Origin of the sequence: Nocardioides sp. (assembly GCF_964228225.1) — a bacterium.
GTDB lineage: Bacteria > Actinomycetota > Actinomycetes > Propionibacteriales > Nocardioidaceae > Nocardioides.
Window position 1 is genome coordinate 15,533 of the sequence record NZ_CAXQZB010000059.1, and the last position, 15,488, is coordinate 31,020.

17 protein-coding genes are annotated in these 15,488 nt (G+C 76.3%); 8 read left to right on the plus strand and 9 right to left on the minus strand.

Going from position 1 to position 15,488, the window contains the following annotated elements:
- Positions 1-130 precede the first annotated feature (130 nt).
- A complete protein-coding gene (locus ACERUJ_RS14855) occupies positions 131-1,399 on the minus strand; it encodes a sensor histidine kinase (protein WP_370249493.1) in 1,269 nt (422 codons plus the stop codon).
- Positions 1,400-1,599: 200 nt separating this feature from the next.
- On the opposite strand from ACERUJ_RS14855, the gene alr reads away from it, so the two are divergent.
- The 5 genes from alr to cobU all read left to right on the plus strand — a co-directional run bounded on the left by alr (position 1,600) and on the right by cobU (position 5,724).
- A complete protein-coding gene (alr, locus tag ACERUJ_RS14860; RefSeq protein WP_370249494.1) occupies positions 1,600-2,769 on the plus strand; it encodes an alanine racemase in 1,170 nt (389 codons plus the stop codon).
- Positions 2,766-3,773: a D-alanine--D-alanine ligase gene (locus ACERUJ_RS14865; protein ID WP_370249496.1), complete on the plus strand. Its 1,008-nt coding sequence runs from the start codon at positions 2,766-2,768 to the stop codon at positions 3,771-3,773. The genes alr and ACERUJ_RS14865 overlap by 4 nt, the downstream gene beginning before the upstream one ends.
- Positions 3,774-3,860: 87 nt before the next feature.
- Positions 3,861-4,574, plus strand: coding sequence for a response regulator (locus ACERUJ_RS14870; protein WP_370249497.1), 714 nt, complete (start codon positions 3,861-3,863; stop codon positions 4,572-4,574).
- A 77-nt stretch (positions 4,575-4,651) separates the two neighbouring features.
- A complete protein-coding gene (locus tag ACERUJ_RS14875; RefSeq protein ID WP_370249498.1) occupies positions 4,652-5,182 on the plus strand; it encodes a 2'-5' RNA ligase family protein in 531 nt (176 codons plus the stop codon).
- On the plus strand, positions 5,179-5,724 hold the full coding sequence (gene cobU, locus ACERUJ_RS14880; RefSeq protein WP_370249500.1) for a bifunctional adenosylcobinamide kinase/adenosylcobinamide-phosphate guanylyltransferase: 546 nt from the start codon (positions 5,179-5,181) through the stop codon (positions 5,722-5,724). The genes ACERUJ_RS14875 and cobU overlap by 4 nt, the downstream gene beginning before the upstream one ends.
- A gap of 6 nt (positions 5,725-5,730) precedes the next feature.
- On the opposite strand, the gene ACERUJ_RS14885 is transcribed toward cobU, so the two are convergent.
- From ACERUJ_RS14885 to ACERUJ_RS14895, 3 genes are all read right to left on the minus strand, one after another.
- A complete protein-coding gene (locus ACERUJ_RS14885) occupies positions 5,731-6,639 on the minus strand; it encodes an adenosylcobinamide-GDP ribazoletransferase (RefSeq protein WP_370249502.1) in 909 nt (302 codons plus the stop codon).
- Between the two features lie 53 nt (positions 6,640-6,692).
- Positions 6,693-7,892: a sulfite oxidase gene (locus ACERUJ_RS14890; protein WP_370249504.1), complete on the minus strand. Its 1,200-nt coding sequence runs from the start codon at positions 7,890-7,892 to the stop codon at positions 6,693-6,695.
- Positions 7,893-7,973: 81 nt separating this feature from the next.
- Positions 7,974-8,783, minus strand: coding sequence for a siderophore-interacting protein (locus ACERUJ_RS14895; protein ID WP_370249505.1), 810 nt, complete (start codon positions 8,781-8,783; stop codon positions 7,974-7,976).
- Between the two features lie 114 nt (positions 8,784-8,897).
- Here ACERUJ_RS14895 and ACERUJ_RS14900 point away from each other — a divergent pair, with 114 nt between their 5' ends.
- Positions 8,898-9,593: a DapH/DapD/GlmU-related protein gene (locus ACERUJ_RS14900; RefSeq protein WP_370249507.1), complete on the plus strand. Its 696-nt coding sequence runs from the start codon at positions 8,898-8,900 to the stop codon at positions 9,591-9,593.
- Between the two features lie 24 nt (positions 9,594-9,617).
- On the opposite strand, the gene ACERUJ_RS14905 is transcribed toward ACERUJ_RS14900, so the two are convergent.
- Positions 9,618-11,147, minus strand: coding sequence for an MXAN_6640 family putative metalloprotease (locus tag ACERUJ_RS14905; protein ID WP_370249508.1), 1,530 nt, complete (start codon positions 11,145-11,147; stop codon positions 9,618-9,620).
- A gap of 214 nt (positions 11,148-11,361) precedes the next feature.
- Between ACERUJ_RS14905 and ACERUJ_RS14910 the strand changes: the two genes are divergently transcribed.
- Both ACERUJ_RS14910 and ACERUJ_RS14915 read left to right on the plus strand, forming a co-directional pair.
- Positions 11,362-12,711: a DUF445 domain-containing protein gene (locus tag ACERUJ_RS14910; RefSeq protein WP_370249510.1), complete on the plus strand. Its 1,350-nt coding sequence runs from the start codon at positions 11,362-11,364 to the stop codon at positions 12,709-12,711.
- Positions 12,712-12,718: 7 nt separating this feature from the next.
- Positions 12,719-12,964: an RNA-binding S4 domain-containing protein gene (locus ACERUJ_RS14915; RefSeq protein WP_370249511.1), complete on the plus strand. Its 246-nt coding sequence runs from the start codon at positions 12,719-12,721 to the stop codon at positions 12,962-12,964.
- Positions 12,965-13,048: 84 nt separating this feature from the next.
- Here ACERUJ_RS14915 and ACERUJ_RS14920 read toward each other — a convergent pair whose 3' ends face one another.
- The 4 genes from ACERUJ_RS14920 to ACERUJ_RS14935 form a co-directional block, all read right to left on the minus strand.
- Positions 13,049-13,417: an FKBP-type peptidyl-prolyl cis-trans isomerase gene (locus ACERUJ_RS14920; protein ID WP_370249512.1), complete on the minus strand. Its 369-nt coding sequence runs from the start codon at positions 13,415-13,417 to the stop codon at positions 13,049-13,051.
- Between the two features lie 38 nt (positions 13,418-13,455).
- On the minus strand, positions 13,456-13,887 hold the full coding sequence (locus tag ACERUJ_RS14925) for a CBS domain-containing protein (protein ID WP_370249514.1): 432 nt from the start codon (positions 13,885-13,887) through the stop codon (positions 13,456-13,458).
- Between the two features lie 109 nt (positions 13,888-13,996).
- On the minus strand, positions 13,997-14,539 hold the full coding sequence (locus ACERUJ_RS14930) for a hypothetical protein (RefSeq protein WP_370249515.1): 543 nt from the start codon (positions 14,537-14,539) through the stop codon (positions 13,997-13,999).
- Between the two features lie 44 nt (positions 14,540-14,583).
- Entirely contained in the window at positions 14,584-15,474 is an 891-nt protein-coding gene (locus ACERUJ_RS14935) for an inositol monophosphatase (RefSeq protein ID WP_370249516.1), read from the minus strand.
- Between the last annotated feature and the right edge of the window lie 14 nt (positions 15,475-15,488).

Sequence of the window (15,488 nt, forward strand, 5' to 3'; positions counted from 1 at the left end):
CGAGGAGCGAGCGCACGCGAGCGTCACGAGACGCGCGCACCCGCAGACCTGACGCGCCGTCTCGTGACGGCGCTGGCGCGCCTCCTCGGCGAACGAGGGGGTGGCGCCAGGACCACGGCGGTCGTGTCGGTCAGGTGGGGTGGCCCGAGAGCGGGAGGCGGGCCTGGGCCACGAACCGGTCCTCCACCGCCGAGGCGAACAGCGTGCCGCCCACGGCCGCCAGCCGACGACGCATGCCGGCCAGGCCCTGACCGCCGCCCGGGGTCCGCGTGCCGAGGTGGTTCTCGACCTCGATCACCAGCTCCGCCCCCCACCACTGCGTGACCAACACCGGTGCGGTGCGGTCGCCGTGGCGCAGGGCGTTGGCCAGCATCTCGCGCAGCACCCGCCCGGCGACGACGTCGAGGTCGGGGGGCAGGGGCCGCGGGGTGCCGTGCACGGCGCTGCGCAGCGCGGTGCCCGACGCCTCGGTCTGGGCCAGCACCTCGGCCACGGCGCCGCCGCGCGGCGGGGGCGCGGTGGTGCCGGCCAGCACCGCGCCCACCTCGCCGAGGGAGGTGCGGGCGGTCTCGGCGATCGCGGCCAGTCCGGCCCGGATCCGCTCGTCGACCTCGGCCCGGTCCTTCGCCGCGATCCCGCGGGGGTCCTCGCCCCGGGAGGCGGCGAGCAGGGCCGCCGCCTCGGCCTGCGCCAGGATCACCGCCAGGGAGTGTCCGACGACGTCGTGCACGTCGCGCGCGAGGTCGGCCCGCGCGCTCTCGGCCTCGGCGCGCGCCGCGGTGGCGCGTTCGAGGGCCGCGGTCTCGGCGCGGGCCAGCTCGGCCCGTTCCGCGGCGCGCCGGGACGCCTCCGCCCGGTCGCGCGCCCGCAGCGCCACGCCGACCAGCCAGGGCAGCACGGCGATCGTGCCGCCGAGCACCAGCACGAGCAGCGCGAAGCGGGGCCCCACCTGCAGCGCGTCGATGATCCCGAGCGCGCGCAGCAGCTCCACGATCTGGTCCCGGGCGTAGGTCACCAGGGTCACGGCCCCGGCCGGGACGGCGAGCAGCCCGAGCCACAGCGTGAGCGGGCGGCCGTAGCGCGCCGCGCCGTACACGACCAGCGTGCCCGCACCCTCGGCGAGCAGCAGCGGCAGACCGAGCACGACGTGCGAGCCCAGGACGCCCACCACGAGCAGCGCCACCGCGACCCCCGGCCGCCGTCGGCTCAGGGCGATCGCCCCCACCAGCGGCACGAGCGTGGGGGAGGCCGCGACCAGCGCCGCCGGCCCCGAGCTGTCGGAGCGCGCCAGTGCCTCCAGCGCCCCGAGCACGGCGGCCACGGTGCCGAGCAGCACCTCCACCGCCCATCCCCGGCGCTCGCCGGGGCGCTGGGGGGCCAGGGTGGGGGAGTCGGGCACGGATCGTCCTGTCGGCGTCGGGCGGGGCGGGTGGAGGGGCGTCGGAGGGGTCGGCACGGGCGTGCCGACCCCCATCCTCGCGCGTCCACGCAGCCCGGCGCCTCCGTCGCAGGTACCGGATCCACTCCGGTCCCGTGGTACCGGTGACGCGGTACCCGCGGTGGAGGCGCCCGCACCGGGCCGGCCCCGAGTCTGGACCCATGACCGCCACCCTGGGAACCCTCGGACCCGCCACCGGCACCACCCGCCGCCCGGCGCCCGCGCCGCTCACCCCGCAGGTGAGCCTCGACCCCGCCGCCGTCCGTCACAACGTGCGCACGCTGCAGGCCCACACCCACGCTGCGCTGATGGCGGTGGTCAAGGCCGACGGCTTCGGCCTGGGTGCCGCCGCCCTCGCCCGGGCCGCGCTCGACGCGGGCGCCCAGCGACTCGGGGTCGCGACGCTCGCCGAGGCCCGCGCGCTGCGCGCCGCCGGCGTGCGGGTCCCCCTGCTGTGCTGGCTGTGGCACGCCGACGACGTCGTCGCGCTCGCCGCGGCCGTGCGGAGCGGGGTGGAGGTCGCCGTCGCCGACCTCGCCCACCTGGCCGCCGTGTGTGCCTTCGCCCCCGGCGCGCGGGTGCACCTGCACCTCGACACCGGTCTGGGACGCGACGGCGCCGAGCCCGAGCGGTGGGACGCGCTCGTGGCCGCCGCCCGCAGCGCGGAGCTGGCCGGGCGGGTGCACGTCGTGGGCGTCATGGGGCACCTCGCCGAGGGCGCGCGCCCCGACGCCGCCTCCACGCGGCACGCCCTCGCCCTGATGACCTCCGCCGTCGCTAGGGCCGAGGCCGTGGGCCTGCGACCGCGGTGGCGCCACCTCGCCGCCACCGCCGCCACGCTCCACGTCCCGGCCGCGCACGGCGACGTCGTGCGGGTCGGCGCCGGGCTGGTGGGCATCGATCCCGCGGGTGGCGGTCTGCTGCGCCCGGCGGGCACGCTGCGCACCCCGATCCTCACGGTCCGTGCGGTGCGGGCCGGCACCGGCGTGGGGTACGGCCACACCTGGGTGGCCGCCCACGACACCCGCCTCGGGCTGCTGCCGCTCGGCTACGCCGACGGACTGCCCGCCACCGCGCCCGGCGTCGCGGACGTGCTCGTGGGCCGCCGTCGCCGCCCCCTGGTGGCGACCTGCATGGACATGGCGGTGGTCGACCTCGGGGCACCCGATCCCCGCGCTCCCGGCGTCGAGCAGGAGGCGGTGGTGTGGGGGCCCGGCGACCACGGTGAACCCACGCCGCGGGACTGGGCCGGCTGGGCCGCCGTCCTGGAGCACCAGGTGCTCACCGGCCTCGGCACGCGCGTGCGCCGGGTGAGCAGCGGTGCCCGATGAGCCGCGTGGCCGTGGTCGGCGGTGGCACCAGCCCCGAGCACGCCGTGTCGCTGGCCTCGGCCGCCGCGGCCGTCAGCGCCCTGGCCAGTGCCGGCCACGAGCCGGTCCCCCTCACCATCGACCGCGACGGCTGCTGGCTCGACCGGGGACGCCGCCCGCTCGGCCTCGCGGGCGCGGTGCACGTGCTGCGCAGCTGCGACGTCGTGCTGCCGATGCTCCACGGCCGGGGCGGGGAGGACGGCGCCCTGGCGGCGCTGTGCGACCTCGCCGCCGTGCCGGTGGTCGGCTCGCCCCTGGCGGCCGCGGCCACCGCGATGGACAAGTGGCTCACGAAGCTGGTCGCCGCCGCGATCGGCGTGGACGTCGCCCCCGGACGGCTCCTCGGCCGCGCGGAGGACCACGGGCCCGCGGCCGAGCTGCTCGCGCAGGGCCCCGTCGTCGTCAAGCCGGTCGGCGCCGGGTCCAGCCTGGGTGTCGCGCGGGTCGACCACGTCGCCGACCTGCCCGGCGCACTCGCGGCGGCCTTCGCCCTCGACGACCGGGTGCTGGTGGAGCAGGTCGTGGTCGGGCGGGAGGTCGACGTCGCCGTGCTCGGGCGCCCCGACGGGAGCCGCGAGGTGCCGCCGCTGCTGGAGATCCGGCCCCCGGAGGACGCCGCGCCCGGGGTCTTCGACCACGCGACCAAGTACGACGGCAGCGCCCGGTTCCTGGTGCCCGCGCCGCTCACCCCGGCCGAGTCCGCCGCCCTGCGCGCGGCGGCGGTGCGCGTCTACGACGCCCTGGGCTGCCGCGGGCTCGCGCGCGTCGACTTCTTCCTCACCGACGCCGGGCCCGTGCTCAACGAGGTGAACACCATCCCGGGCTTCACCCCGCACAGCCAGGCGCCGCTGATGTTCGCCGCCGGCGGCCTGTCCTACCCCGACCTGGTGGACCGCATGGTCCGCGACGCCGTCCCGGGCGCACGACGACCGCACCGCGCGGCCCGGACGGTCACCCCCGCCTGATCGGGGCCGGTGGGCCGCGCCGGCCGGGAACGGCGGGCGGGGGATGGCTGCCGGGGAATGGCGGGTCGGGGATGGCAGGCTGTGCTCGTGCCTGCCGCCGCCGACGCCGACATCCGGGTGCTGCTGGTCGACGACCAGGAGCTGTTCCGCGAGGGCGTGCGGGTGATCGTGGACGCCCAGCCCGGGATGGCCGTGGTCGGCACGGCGGCCGACGGGGTGGAGGCCGTGGCGCAGGTCGCCGCGCTCGAGCCCGACGTCGTGCTGATGGACATCCGGATGCCCGAGATGGGCGGGGTGGAGGCGACCCGGCTCATCTTCAGCCCCGACGCCGTGGCCGCCCGGGCCCGTCCGGTCCGGGTGGTGGTGCTCACGACCTTCAACCTCGACGACCGGGCGCTGACCGCCATCCGGCACGGCGCCAGCGGGTTCCTGCTCAAGCACGCCACGCCGGCGATGCTGCGCGAGGCCATCCGCACCGTGCACACCGGCAACGCCGTGCTGGCCCCCGACGACCTCGCCACCCTCCTGGCCGGCTCGCTCGCCGCGCCGGCCGAACCCGCGGCGCCCGCCGGACCGGACGCCGCCGGCCGGGCGATGATGGCGACCCTCACCGAGCGCGAGCGCGAGGTGTTCGACGGAGTCGCCCGCGGCTGGTCCAACGCCGAGATCGCCGCGGCCGTCTACGCCAGCGAGTCCACCGTCAAGACCCACGTCGGCGCCCTGCTGCGCAAGCTCGGTGCCCGCGACCGGGTGCAGCTGGTGGTGCTGGCCCACGAGCACGGCCTGGTGCCCCCGCGGTGACCCCGGGGCCCCGCGACCCGGTGCCGTCGGTCCAGTCGGCCCCGGAGCACCCGCCCGGGGGCCACACCGTGCTCGTCGTGCCGGTCCCGCCGCTGGAGGAGTTCGTGCGGGCCCGCACGGCCTTCTACGACGACTCCTTCGTCTCCACCGATCCCGGCTGGAGCCACGCCCATCTCACCCTGCTGGGGCCGTGGGCGCCCACGCCCGATCCGGCGCACCTGGCCCGGGTGGGCGAGGCCCTGACGGGCGTGGCCGCCTTCGAGGTGGTGCTCGCCCGGGTGGGCCGCTTCCCCGACGGCATCCTCCACGCCGTGCCCGAGCCCGACGCCGGCCTGCGCGCGCTCATCGCCCGCCTGGTCGCGGCGTTCCCCGAGTTCCCGCCCTACGGCGGCCGTCACGGCGTCGCCCCGGCGCCGCACGTCACCCTCGACCTCGACGGAGCCGCGGGACCCCACGGCCCGGTGACACCCGCCGCGCTCGCCGCCGAGGTGGCCCCGCTGCTGCCGGCCCGGCTGGAGGTGCGCGAGGTGCACCTGCAGCGCTGGGCCAACCACGGCTGCCGGCTGCTCCACCGCTGGTCGTTGACCCCCGCCGAGGAGGCCCCATGACCGCCCGCTCGATCCTGGTCACCGGCGGGGTGCGCTCGGGGAAGTCGCGGCATGCCGAGCAGCTGGTGGCGGGGCTCGACGGCCCCGAGGGCGTGGTCTACCTCGCCGCCGGCGACGCGGTGGGCGACGCCGACTGGCAGGCCCGGCTCGCGGCCCACCGGGACCGCCGTCCGGTGTCCTGGCGCACCGTCGAGGCCTCGCACCGGGTGCCCGAGGAGCTCGCGGCGCTGCCGGGCCCGGTGCTCGTGGACTGCCTGGGCACCTGGCTCACCGCGGTCCTCGACGACGCCGGCGTGTGGGACGCCCCCGAGCCGACGATCGCGGCGGCGCTGGCCCCGCGGGTGGACGCGCTCGTGGACGCGCTGGCGCGGCCCCGGTCCGGCCCGGTGGTGGTGGTGACGAACGAGGTCGGGCTGGGCGTCGTGCCGGCCCACCGGTCGGGGCGGATCTTCCGCGACCACCTCGGCAGCCTCAACCAGCGCGTCGGCGCGGTCGTCGACCAGGTGCACCTGGTGGTGGCCGGTCGCGTGCTGGTGCTCTGAGCCCGCTCACACGAGCAGGGTCACCAGCACGGCGGTGAGTGCGGTCTCCACCCCGGCCCCGAACACGTCGCCGGTCACCCCGCCCAGCCGCGCGGCGGCACGTCGCAGCAGCAGGGCGAGTGCGGCCGCACCCACGACCACGGCCGCCGCACCGCGCAGCGCCCCGATGCCGGGCACGTCCGCGATCGCCGCGGTGGCGGCCACGAGACCGACGGCCACGCACCAGCCCAGCACCACCCGCACGGCGGGCACGGTGCCCGCCATGGCCGCGCCCAGGCCGTCGGGGCGAGCGGCCGGCACGCCGGCCGCGCAGGCGCTCGGGACCGCCCAGCGGCTCACGACGACCGCCACCCCGGCGAGGAGGGCGCCCGCGTCGGCGGTGGAGAGCAGTCCGAACGCCGTGGCCTGCAGCCCGAGCACCACGACCAGCGCCACGGCGCCGCTGGGACCGACGTCGCCGCGCCGCATCACCTCCAGCGCCCGCGCGCGGTCGTAGGACGCGCTGAGCCCGTCGACGGTGTCGCTGAGCCCGTCCAGGTGCAGTCCCCGGGTGAGCAGGGCGAGGGTCGCTACGGCGATCAGTCCGGTGAGGAACGCCGGTGTCTCGGCCAGGTTCCCGATCAGCAGGACGGCCGTGACCGCCAGTCCGAGCGGTAGGGCGGCCACCGGCGCGAGCAGGGCCCCGGCGCGGGCCACGTCGCGGTCGACGCGGCTCGGGGGCGGGGTGGGGACGACCGTCAGGGTGCCGACCGCCAGCCGCAGCCCGTCGCTCCACACCCCGGGTGCCGGGGCCACCGACGGCACCGACGGCACCGACGGCGCCGCCGGGGGCGGGGGTGGCGGAGGCGGGGGAGCGGCGGGCAGGTCGCGCAGCGTCGGGTCGGGCTCGGGGCTCGGCGGGGTGACGTCGTCCACCCCTCGACCCTAGGCCGGGGCCCCGACCGGGACCGACCCCGGTCGCCTCGCCGTCAGGCGAGGGTCACCGGGTGCCGCACCACGGCGTCGAAGAAGTAGCCGGCGTCGTTGACGGCGGCGACGTCGGGTTGGGTGCGTCCCCGCACGTCGGTGGCCCGCACCGCGATCTCGGCCGGTCCGGCGGCCGGGGTGTCCCAGTCCAGGGACCACCGGGTCCAGGCGCTGCGCCGGTCGTCGAGGCGGGCGGGGTGCCAGGTGCGGGCGCCGTCGGTGCTCACCTCCACCCGGGTGATCGGTCCGGCGCCGCTCCAGGCCCGGCCGGTGAGCCGCACCCGGGAGCTGGCCGGCAGCGTCGCGCCCCAGGCCAGCTCGAGGGCGGAGCGCACCGGGTTGATCGTGAGCGGGGGACCGTCGGTGCCGAAGTCGCCGCCGGTGAGGCGGTAGAAGGTGGTGTTCCACGGCGAGGTCAGCTCGGTGCGGGAGACCTCCAGGGTGCCGAGCCACTTGATGCTCGCGATGCCGATCCAGCCGGGCAGCACCAACCGCAGCGGCGCCCCGTGGTCGGGCAGCAGGTCCGCGCCGTCGGCACCCCACGCGAGCAGGGCGTCGTCCCAGGCCACGTCGATCGGGAAGGGGCGCCGCACGCGCCCGTAGTCCACCCCGCCGCTCACGAAGGGGTCGTCGAGCCCGGTGGCCATCACCGAGACGGCCCGCCGGTCGACGCCCACACGGTCGAGGACCTCGCCCAGGCGCACGCCCTCCCAGCGCACCGCACCCACCGCGCCCAGGGTCCAGGGCGTGCCGGGAGCCGGTCGGCCCTGCTGGCTGCCGAAGAAGGAGCGGCCGTTGCCGGTGCACTCCAGCACGGTGGTCCGGGAGGTGCGCGGCATCCGCCGCAGGTCGGCCAGGCTCAGGCTCCGGGTGCGCGGGCCATCGCCGCGGCCGCGCAGGCCGTCGCCGACGACGGTGAGCCGGTAGGTGCGCGGATCCACCAGCGGAGTGCGCGTGTGGTTGCGCACGAACAGGTCGGCCTGCGGCGTGAGGTAGCGCCGCGGATCCACCGAGTCCCAGCGCATCTCGGCGTTGGTGCCGAGGTCGCGGAACCGGTCGGGCGGCAGCGGCTTGAGGATGTTCGGGGCGCCGGCGTGGGCGGGAGCCGCACCGATCCCCGGGAGGCCGATCCCGGGGAGCACGGGGGCGAGTGAGCCGGCGGCGGCGGCGGTCAGGACGGTACGACGAGAGGCCCGAGTCATACGGACAACACTAAACCGATCGACAATAAAGACTTCGGGTGGGTGGACCTGTCGCGGGCACTCCGGGCCGGTCCGGCCGCATCAGGGCAGGTCGGCGTCCATCGCGGCCACGAAGTCCCGCTTGACCGCGCGCCACGCCTCGTCGGTCATCGTGCGGCGCCAGTACGGCGAGCACGACATGTCGCCGCGCTCCAGACCCCGCTCCCCGAGCAGGTGACGCCGCACCGCACGGATCTCCTCGGCCTCGCCGTGCACGAACGCGTGCACCCGACCCTCGGAGAAGCGCAGGGCCGCCACCGCCTCGGCCAGCGCCGTCGTGTCGGCGGCCCCACCGGTGCGGTGGATCCACTGCAGGTCCAGGGCGCCGGGGGAGGACAGCGCCAGCTCGTGGTCCGGTCCGTCGCACAGCAGCCGCACGACCACCGGGACGCCCGCGGGCACCGCCTCGAGGGAGGCCGCGATCGCCGGCAGCGCGGACTCGTCGCCCACCATCAGGTGCCAGGCCGCGGTGGGGTCGGGACGGTAGCCGCTGCCCGGACCGGTGAGCACGAGCAGGTCGCCCGGCCGGGCCGCGCGCGCCCAGGGCCCCGCCACGCCCTCGGTGCCGTGCACCACGACGTCGAGGGTGAGCTCGCCGCGGGCGGCGTCCCAGGCCCGCACGGTGTAGCGCCGGCGCACCGGCCACCACTCCCGAGGGTGGGTGGCCTTGACCTCGTCGGGGTCGAAGGGCGCGGTGTAGGGCGCGCCGGCCGGGGGGATCGCGATGTTGACGTAGGCGTCGGTGTCGCCGTCGGGGCCGGGACCCGCGAACCCGGCGAGGCCGGGGCCGCCGAGGACCAGCCGCACGAGTGACGGGGTGGGGGAGGTGGTCGAGAGGACCGTGCCGTACATGGGGACTCCGATCGGGGGGTTCACTGCCGACCCTAGCCACCCCCGGCCACCGGCTCGCGCCCGCCGGCGGACGGCCGGCCCCCGGCGGCGCGGATCGCCCTAGGCTCTGCCGCTGTGAGACCCGTCACCCTCCTCGCCCCGGTGCGCCGCCACGCCCACCGGCAGTTCCACCGGGGGCTGCACGCCTCCTGGTCCTGGCTGCAGCGCCGCGGCGACATCGTGCCCGGTACCGCGGCGGCCGAGCGGTTCGGCAGCCTGGGGGAGGGCGCGGCCATCGGCTTCCCCCACGCCACCTTGATGAACGTCGGTTCCATCCACATCGGCGCCCACACCCTCATCGGCCGCCACGTGACCCTCTCGGTGGGCTACGGCCCCGGCGACCCCGGCGCGCCGGCCCGCGGACTGGTGATCGGCGAGCGCTGTGTCATCGGCGCGCGCTGCAGCCTCACCGCGCACGCCGGCATCGAGCTCGGGGACGCCGTGTGGCTGGGCCAGGACGTGTTCATCAGCGACGCCAGCCACGGCTACCAGGACCCCGAGGTGCCGATCGGGCGCCAGTTCGGCAGCCACCAGCCGGTGAGCATCGGCGCCGGATCGTGGATCGGGCACGGCGCGATCATCCTGCCCGGCGCCCGGATCGGCCGGCAGGTCGTGGTGGCCGCCGGGTCCGTGGTGCGCGGGGAGGTCGAGGACCACGCGGTCGTGGCGGGTGCCCCCGCCCGGATCGTGCGGCGCCTCGAGCCCGGCGTGGGCTGGGTGAGCGCCGGCGGCGACGTCCGGCCGGTGCTCGGCGGCACCGGCCGGGCCTGACGGCTCCCGAGCGCGGACCCGGAATCAGCGCACGACGCGGGCGGCCACGGCGAACCGCTTGCCGTTGTCGAGCGGCCGGCCCTGGCAGGCGAGGTCGGTCTTGACGCCGCAGCGGTAGCGGGTGGAGGCGTTGGCCAGCACGACCGTCACCCAGGCGACGTCCTTGCTGCTGAACGGCACCGTCACCGCGCCGACGCCGCGGCTGTTGAGCTTCACGCGCACGACCCGCAGTCCGCCGCCCCGCTTCTTGGTCACCACGACCGCGGCCGGGGAGGACTGGGCCTCCGGACCGTCGACGCCGATCTGCACCTTCCAGGCGCCGCGCAGCGAGTCGGCCGGCACCAGCCGGGCGGCGGCGGAGGAGAGGTGGTCGATCCGCACCGCGCCGGAGGTGCTGCGACGGCCCGTGCTCAGGGTCGTGGTCGAGCGCGGCTTGGCCGTGGGCCAGGCCTTGCCCTCGGGGTAGGTGCGGGCCGGGTCGAGGTTCGCCGCCGCATAGCCGGCGAAGTTCGCCGCCAGCCCGCCGCGCGTGCGCAGCACGCCCGCCAGACCCTGCACCGAGTAGTCGTCGGGCAGTCCCCGGCCGGTGCCGGTGCGCTCGATCACCTGACGCACGATCTTCTGGCCGTAGCGCTGCTGCAGGAACTGCCACCAGGTCCAGTTGCCGTACTGGTTGAACCCGCGGGGGTCGAAGACGTCCAGGGACGACCCGGGCCGCGCCACCTGGCCGTAGGGGAGGTAGTTGCGGTTGTCGTTGACGTCGTCGGCGTACCGCTCCTCCATCCAGGTCGCGGTGGTCTCGAGCAGCCAGCCGTCCTCGGTGAAGTCGTAGTTGAACTGGATCGCGTGGAAGAACTCGTGGGCCGCGGTGACCTTGAGGGTCTCCAGCGGCGCGCGGCCGAACTGGGCGCGGGCGAAGTCGTTGTCGAGCACGCAGAAGCCCGAGGCGCGCTTGCGGGCGCCGGGCACGCGGCGCTCGGGGGCGCAGTAGCCGTACAGGCCCTGCGAGCCGAGCTCCTTGAGGTACACGTCGAACTTGGCGTTGCCGCCCCGGCCGCGGTCGGAGGCCGGCGGCCGGTAGCCCAGACGCTTGACGTGGTGGGTCCAGACCTTGTCCATGACCTGCAGGGTGGCGCGCACCCAGTCCAGCGACGGCGGGGCGTCGGCGGTGCTGGTCACGTAGTGCACGCACAGGCGCCGGTTGCAGACCTCCTGGGAGCCGACGCTGTACCCGTCGCCGTAGGGGTCGCGCGCACCGTCGGTGGGACGGGCCAGCTGCGCCCGCACGAGCGCCTCGGCGGGACCGTCCAGGCGCGGGAGCTGGCGGAACAGGTTGCGCATCAGCAGGGAGGTGTCGAGGCCGTCGCGGCCGTGGCCGGCGGCGGAGGTGAGGGGGGCGGCGCCCGCGCGGTCGACCGGCTCGGCCTGCGCCGCGCCGGTGAGGCTCGGCAGCGGCGCCGCCAGGACGGCGAGGACGAGGGCGAGCAGCGCCACCCCGAGGTGCCGACCGGGGGCGGCGGGACGGGGACGGGCGGTGCGGGCGGGCCTGCTCACGGCGACCTCCGGCTGATCGGGACGGGACGGGGGCGGATGCACCCCGCGAGGGGCGCCCACGGCGCCCCGGACGTGGTGCTACCCCGTGGCGGCCGGGTGACACCCGTGACCTCCGAGTCTGGCACGGCGGCCCCGCGCCCCGGCGCACGACACGGGCTGGTCCGGGGTGGGTCCAGGACCGGTCCGGTGTGGACCGATGGGGAAGGATGCCCGCGTGAGCACCCACACCGAGCCGACCCGCCCCGCCGACCCCGGCTCGCACCCGGGGTCGGGCGCGGCGGCGCCGTCGTCCCCGCGCCGCGGCCCGAGCGTGCCGCGCGGGGCCGGGGCCGGACTCACCGACGACGATCGCCGGCGCGCCCTGCGCCGGATGCGGTCGGTGGCGCTGGGGCTGCTGATCCTCGCCGCCGGCGTCTATCTCGCCACCCTCGGGCAGGACGGCTTCTGGGGGTTCGTCAACGCCGGTGCCGAGGCGTCGATGGTCGGCGCGATCGCGGACTGGTTCGCGGTCACGGCGCTGTTCCGGCACCCGTTGGGGCTTCCGATCCCGCACACGGCCCTGGTGCCCCGGCGCAAGGACGACCTCGGGCAGGGCCTGGAGGACTTCGTCACCGAGAACTTCCTGGTGGCCGACGTCGTGCGCGAGCGCATCCTCGCCGCGGCCGTCTCCCGCCGGGTGGGGGAGTGGCTCGCCGACCCCGCCCACGCCGATCGTCTCGTCGCGGAGGTGGCCGACGTGGCCGTCGTCGCGCTCGGCAAGGTGCGCGACGACCACATCGAGGCCTTGGTCACCGAGGCGCTGGTGCCGCGGTTCCGTGAGGAGCCGATCGCGCCGCTGCTCGGCGGGCTGCTCAGCGAGGCGATGCACGACGACCTGCATCACGGCGTCGTCGACCTCGCGCTCGCCGAGCTGCACGACTGGCTGCGGGAGAACCCCGGCACGGTGCAGGAGGTGCTGGAGGAGCGGGCGCCGTGGTGGGCGCCGGAGAGCCTCAACGAGCGCATCAGCGCCCGGATCCACCTCGAGGTCGTGCGCTGGGTGGCCGACATCCGCCTCGACCCCCAGCACCGGGCGCGCCGGGCGCTGGACTCCCTGCTGCGGCGCCTGGCCGACGGGCTGCTCACCGATCCCGACACCCAGGCGCGCGCCGAGCGGCTCAAGGACCGCCTGCTCGACCACCCGGCGGTGATCTCCACCGGCATCGCCCTGTGGAACGCCCTGCGTCGCGCCCTCGGCTCCTCCCTCGACGACCCCGCCGGCGCGGTGCGGGTGCGGCTGCGCCAGGAGGCCACCGGCTTCGCCGAGCGCCTGCACACCGACGACGCCCTGCGCGCGCGCCTGGACGGCCTGCTGGCCGACGCCGTGGTGTTCGCCGTCGAGCGCTACGGGCGCGAGCTCACCACCGTGATCACCCACACGATCCAGAGCTGGGACGGGCGCGAGGCGGCCGAGCGGATCGAGCTGCACGTGGGCCGCGACCTGCAGTTCATCCGCATCAACGGCACCATCGTGGGTGGCCTGGTGGGGGTCCTGATCCACGGTGTGAGCCTGCTGGTGGGATGATGGCGGGGTGCCCGAGCCCACCAACGTCCGCATCGACGACGCCTCCATCAAGCTGGGGCAGTTCCTGAAGCTGGCCAACCTCGTCGAGTCGGGGTCGGAGGCCAAGGAGCTGCTCACCGCCGGCGTCGTCAAGGTCAACGGTCAGAGCGAGACCCGCCGCGGCCGTCAGCTCGCCGTCGGCGACGTCGTGTCCGTCGCGGCCGCCTCCGCGCGCGTCGTCGACCAGGACACCCCCGACGACTTCCCCTGGTGACCCAGCACCGCTGACCGCCGCACGCACGAGGGGCCCGGACCGCAGGATCGGTCCGGGCCCCTCGTCGGGTCGTGGCGGGTGCGGTCAGCGCACCTCGAGCAGGTCGACGACGAAGATCAGCGTCTCGCCGGGCTTGATGACGCCGCCGGCGCCGCGGTCGCCGTAGCCCAGGTGCGGCGGGATGACGAGCTGGCGGCGCCCGCCGACCTTCATGCCCTGCACACCCTGGTCCCAGCCGCTGATGACCTGGCCGATGCCGAGGCGGAACTGCAGCGGGGTGCCGCGGTTGTAGGAGGCGTCGAACTCCTCGCCGGTGGACAGGGCGACACCGACGTAGTGCACCGACACGGTCTGGCCGGCGGCGGCCTCGGGGCCGTCGCCCTCGATGAGGTCGGTGACCACGAGGTCGGCGGGCGGGGTGGGGTCGACGAAGTCGATCTCGGGCTTCTGCATGCGCCCCACCCTACGGCCGCCGCGGGCCCGGGCGGCCCTCAGCCCTGGTGGACGTAGGAGTCGAGCTGGTCGCGCTCGAACTGCAGCTGGGCCATCTTGGCGGCCACGATGTCGCCGATCGAGACCAGCCCGACCAGGCTGCTGCCGCTCACGACCGGGAGGTGGCGGAACCGGCCGCGGGTCATGGAGTTCAGCACGTCGTCGAGGGAGTCCTCGGGGGCGCAGGTGCTGACCTCGGCGGTCATGATCGCCGCGACCGTCTGGTTCACGACCGTGCCGTCGTGGTGCAGGTGGCGCACGACGTCGCGCTCGCTCACGATTCCCGACAGGGTCGTGCCGTCCTGCGACACGACGACGGCGCCGATGTTGTGCTCGGCGAGCAGGGCCAGGAGTGCACGCACCCCGGCCTCGGGCGCGATGGTGATCACGCCGGCGGTGGACTTGCGGGCGACGACATCAGCGATCCTCATGCGGGCAGAACCTACCCCGACGACGCCGTCGTGACCAGGATCACAGGGCACGGGGACCGACGCCCACCCCGGGGCCGCCGGGACCGGGGCCCTGAGGGAGGGCGGGGGGTCAGCCGTTCTCGGGCGCCACGGCGTACTGCACGATCGATCCCGAGGTGTCGGGGTTGGCGGTGGCGAACACGAACACGTTGTAGGTGCCGTTGCTGAAGTTCCCGCCGCCGGCGCCCAGGGAGTCGTCGCCGGTGTAGCCGGCGTCCTCGAGCAGCCCGCCGGCCTCGGCCAGGGCGGCGTCGGGATCGGCGTCGACCTCGATCGACACGGCGTAGCCCTCCTGGCCGTTCTCGTCGGTGGCCATCCCGAACTGCACCTCGCCGTCGACGAGCGGCACGTCGGCGGGGAACCCGTCGGGCAGGTCGCTGCCGGTGCTGAAGGAACCGTCGCCGGTGTCGACGCTCACCTCGCCGTCCTCGACGTCGACGTCGCCCTCGATGCCGTTGCTGGCCATCGCGTCCTCGATCTGACGCTCGGCGGCGTTGTCGGCGGCGTCGTCGCCCCCGCAGCCGGTGAGCGCGGCGGCGCCCAGCAGCACGGCCAGGGCCGCGGCGGCGGTACGCGAGGTGAGGCGGAGGAGAGGACGGCGCGGGGTGCTCATGGCGCGGGACGCTAGCGCAGCCCGGGGCCCGCGGCCAGGGGTGCTCAGGCCTCGGGGGCGCTGTCCCGACGACGCTCGCGCAGGTCGCGCACCGGCGCCCAGCCCGGCGGCGTCGGCAGGTCGGGGTCGTCGGGGTCGTGGGGCATCGAGCCCAGGAAGCTCAGCGCCGCCTCGTGGAGGTGGCCGTTGGAGGCGATCGCGTTGCCGCCCCAGGGCCCGTCGGCGCCGGCGAGGGAGGTGAACCGGCCCCCGGCCTCGCGCACGATGACGTCGAGCGCCGCCATGTCGTAGACCTCGAGCTCGGGCTCGGCCACCAGGTCCAGCGCCCCCTCGGCCAGGAGCATGTAGTTCCAGAAGTCGCCGTAGGCGCGGGTGCGCCAGCAGCGGCGCATCAGCCCCAGCAGGTCCTCCAGCTGCCCCCGCTCCTCCCAGCCGCCCAGGGAGGCGTAGCCCAGCGAGGCGTCCTCGAGGCGGCGCACGTCGGAGACCTGCATCCGGGTGGCCTTGAGCAGCGACCGGCCGGTGAAGGCCCCCGCGCCCCGTGAGGCCCACCAACGGCGCTGCAGCTGCGGGGCGGAGACGACGCCGACCACGACCTCGTCGTCGACCACCAGCGAGATCAGGGTCGCCCAGACCGGCACCCCGCGCACGAAGTTCTTGGTGCCGTCGATGGGGTCGATGATCCAGCGCCGCGAGCCGCTGCCGGTGGCCCCCTGCTCCTCCCCGGTGATCGCGTCGCGCGAGCGCACCCGCGACAGGGTGCGGCGGATCGCCTCCTCCACCGCACGGTCGGCGTCGGTGACCGGGGTGAGGTCGGGCTTGCTCATCACGTGCAGATCCAGGGCCTTGAAGCGCGACTCGGTGAGGGAGTCGGCGTCGTCGGCCAGCACGTGGGCGAGACGGAGGTCGTCGGTGAAGTCGTCGGAGGACGGCACGCGCTCACCCTAGT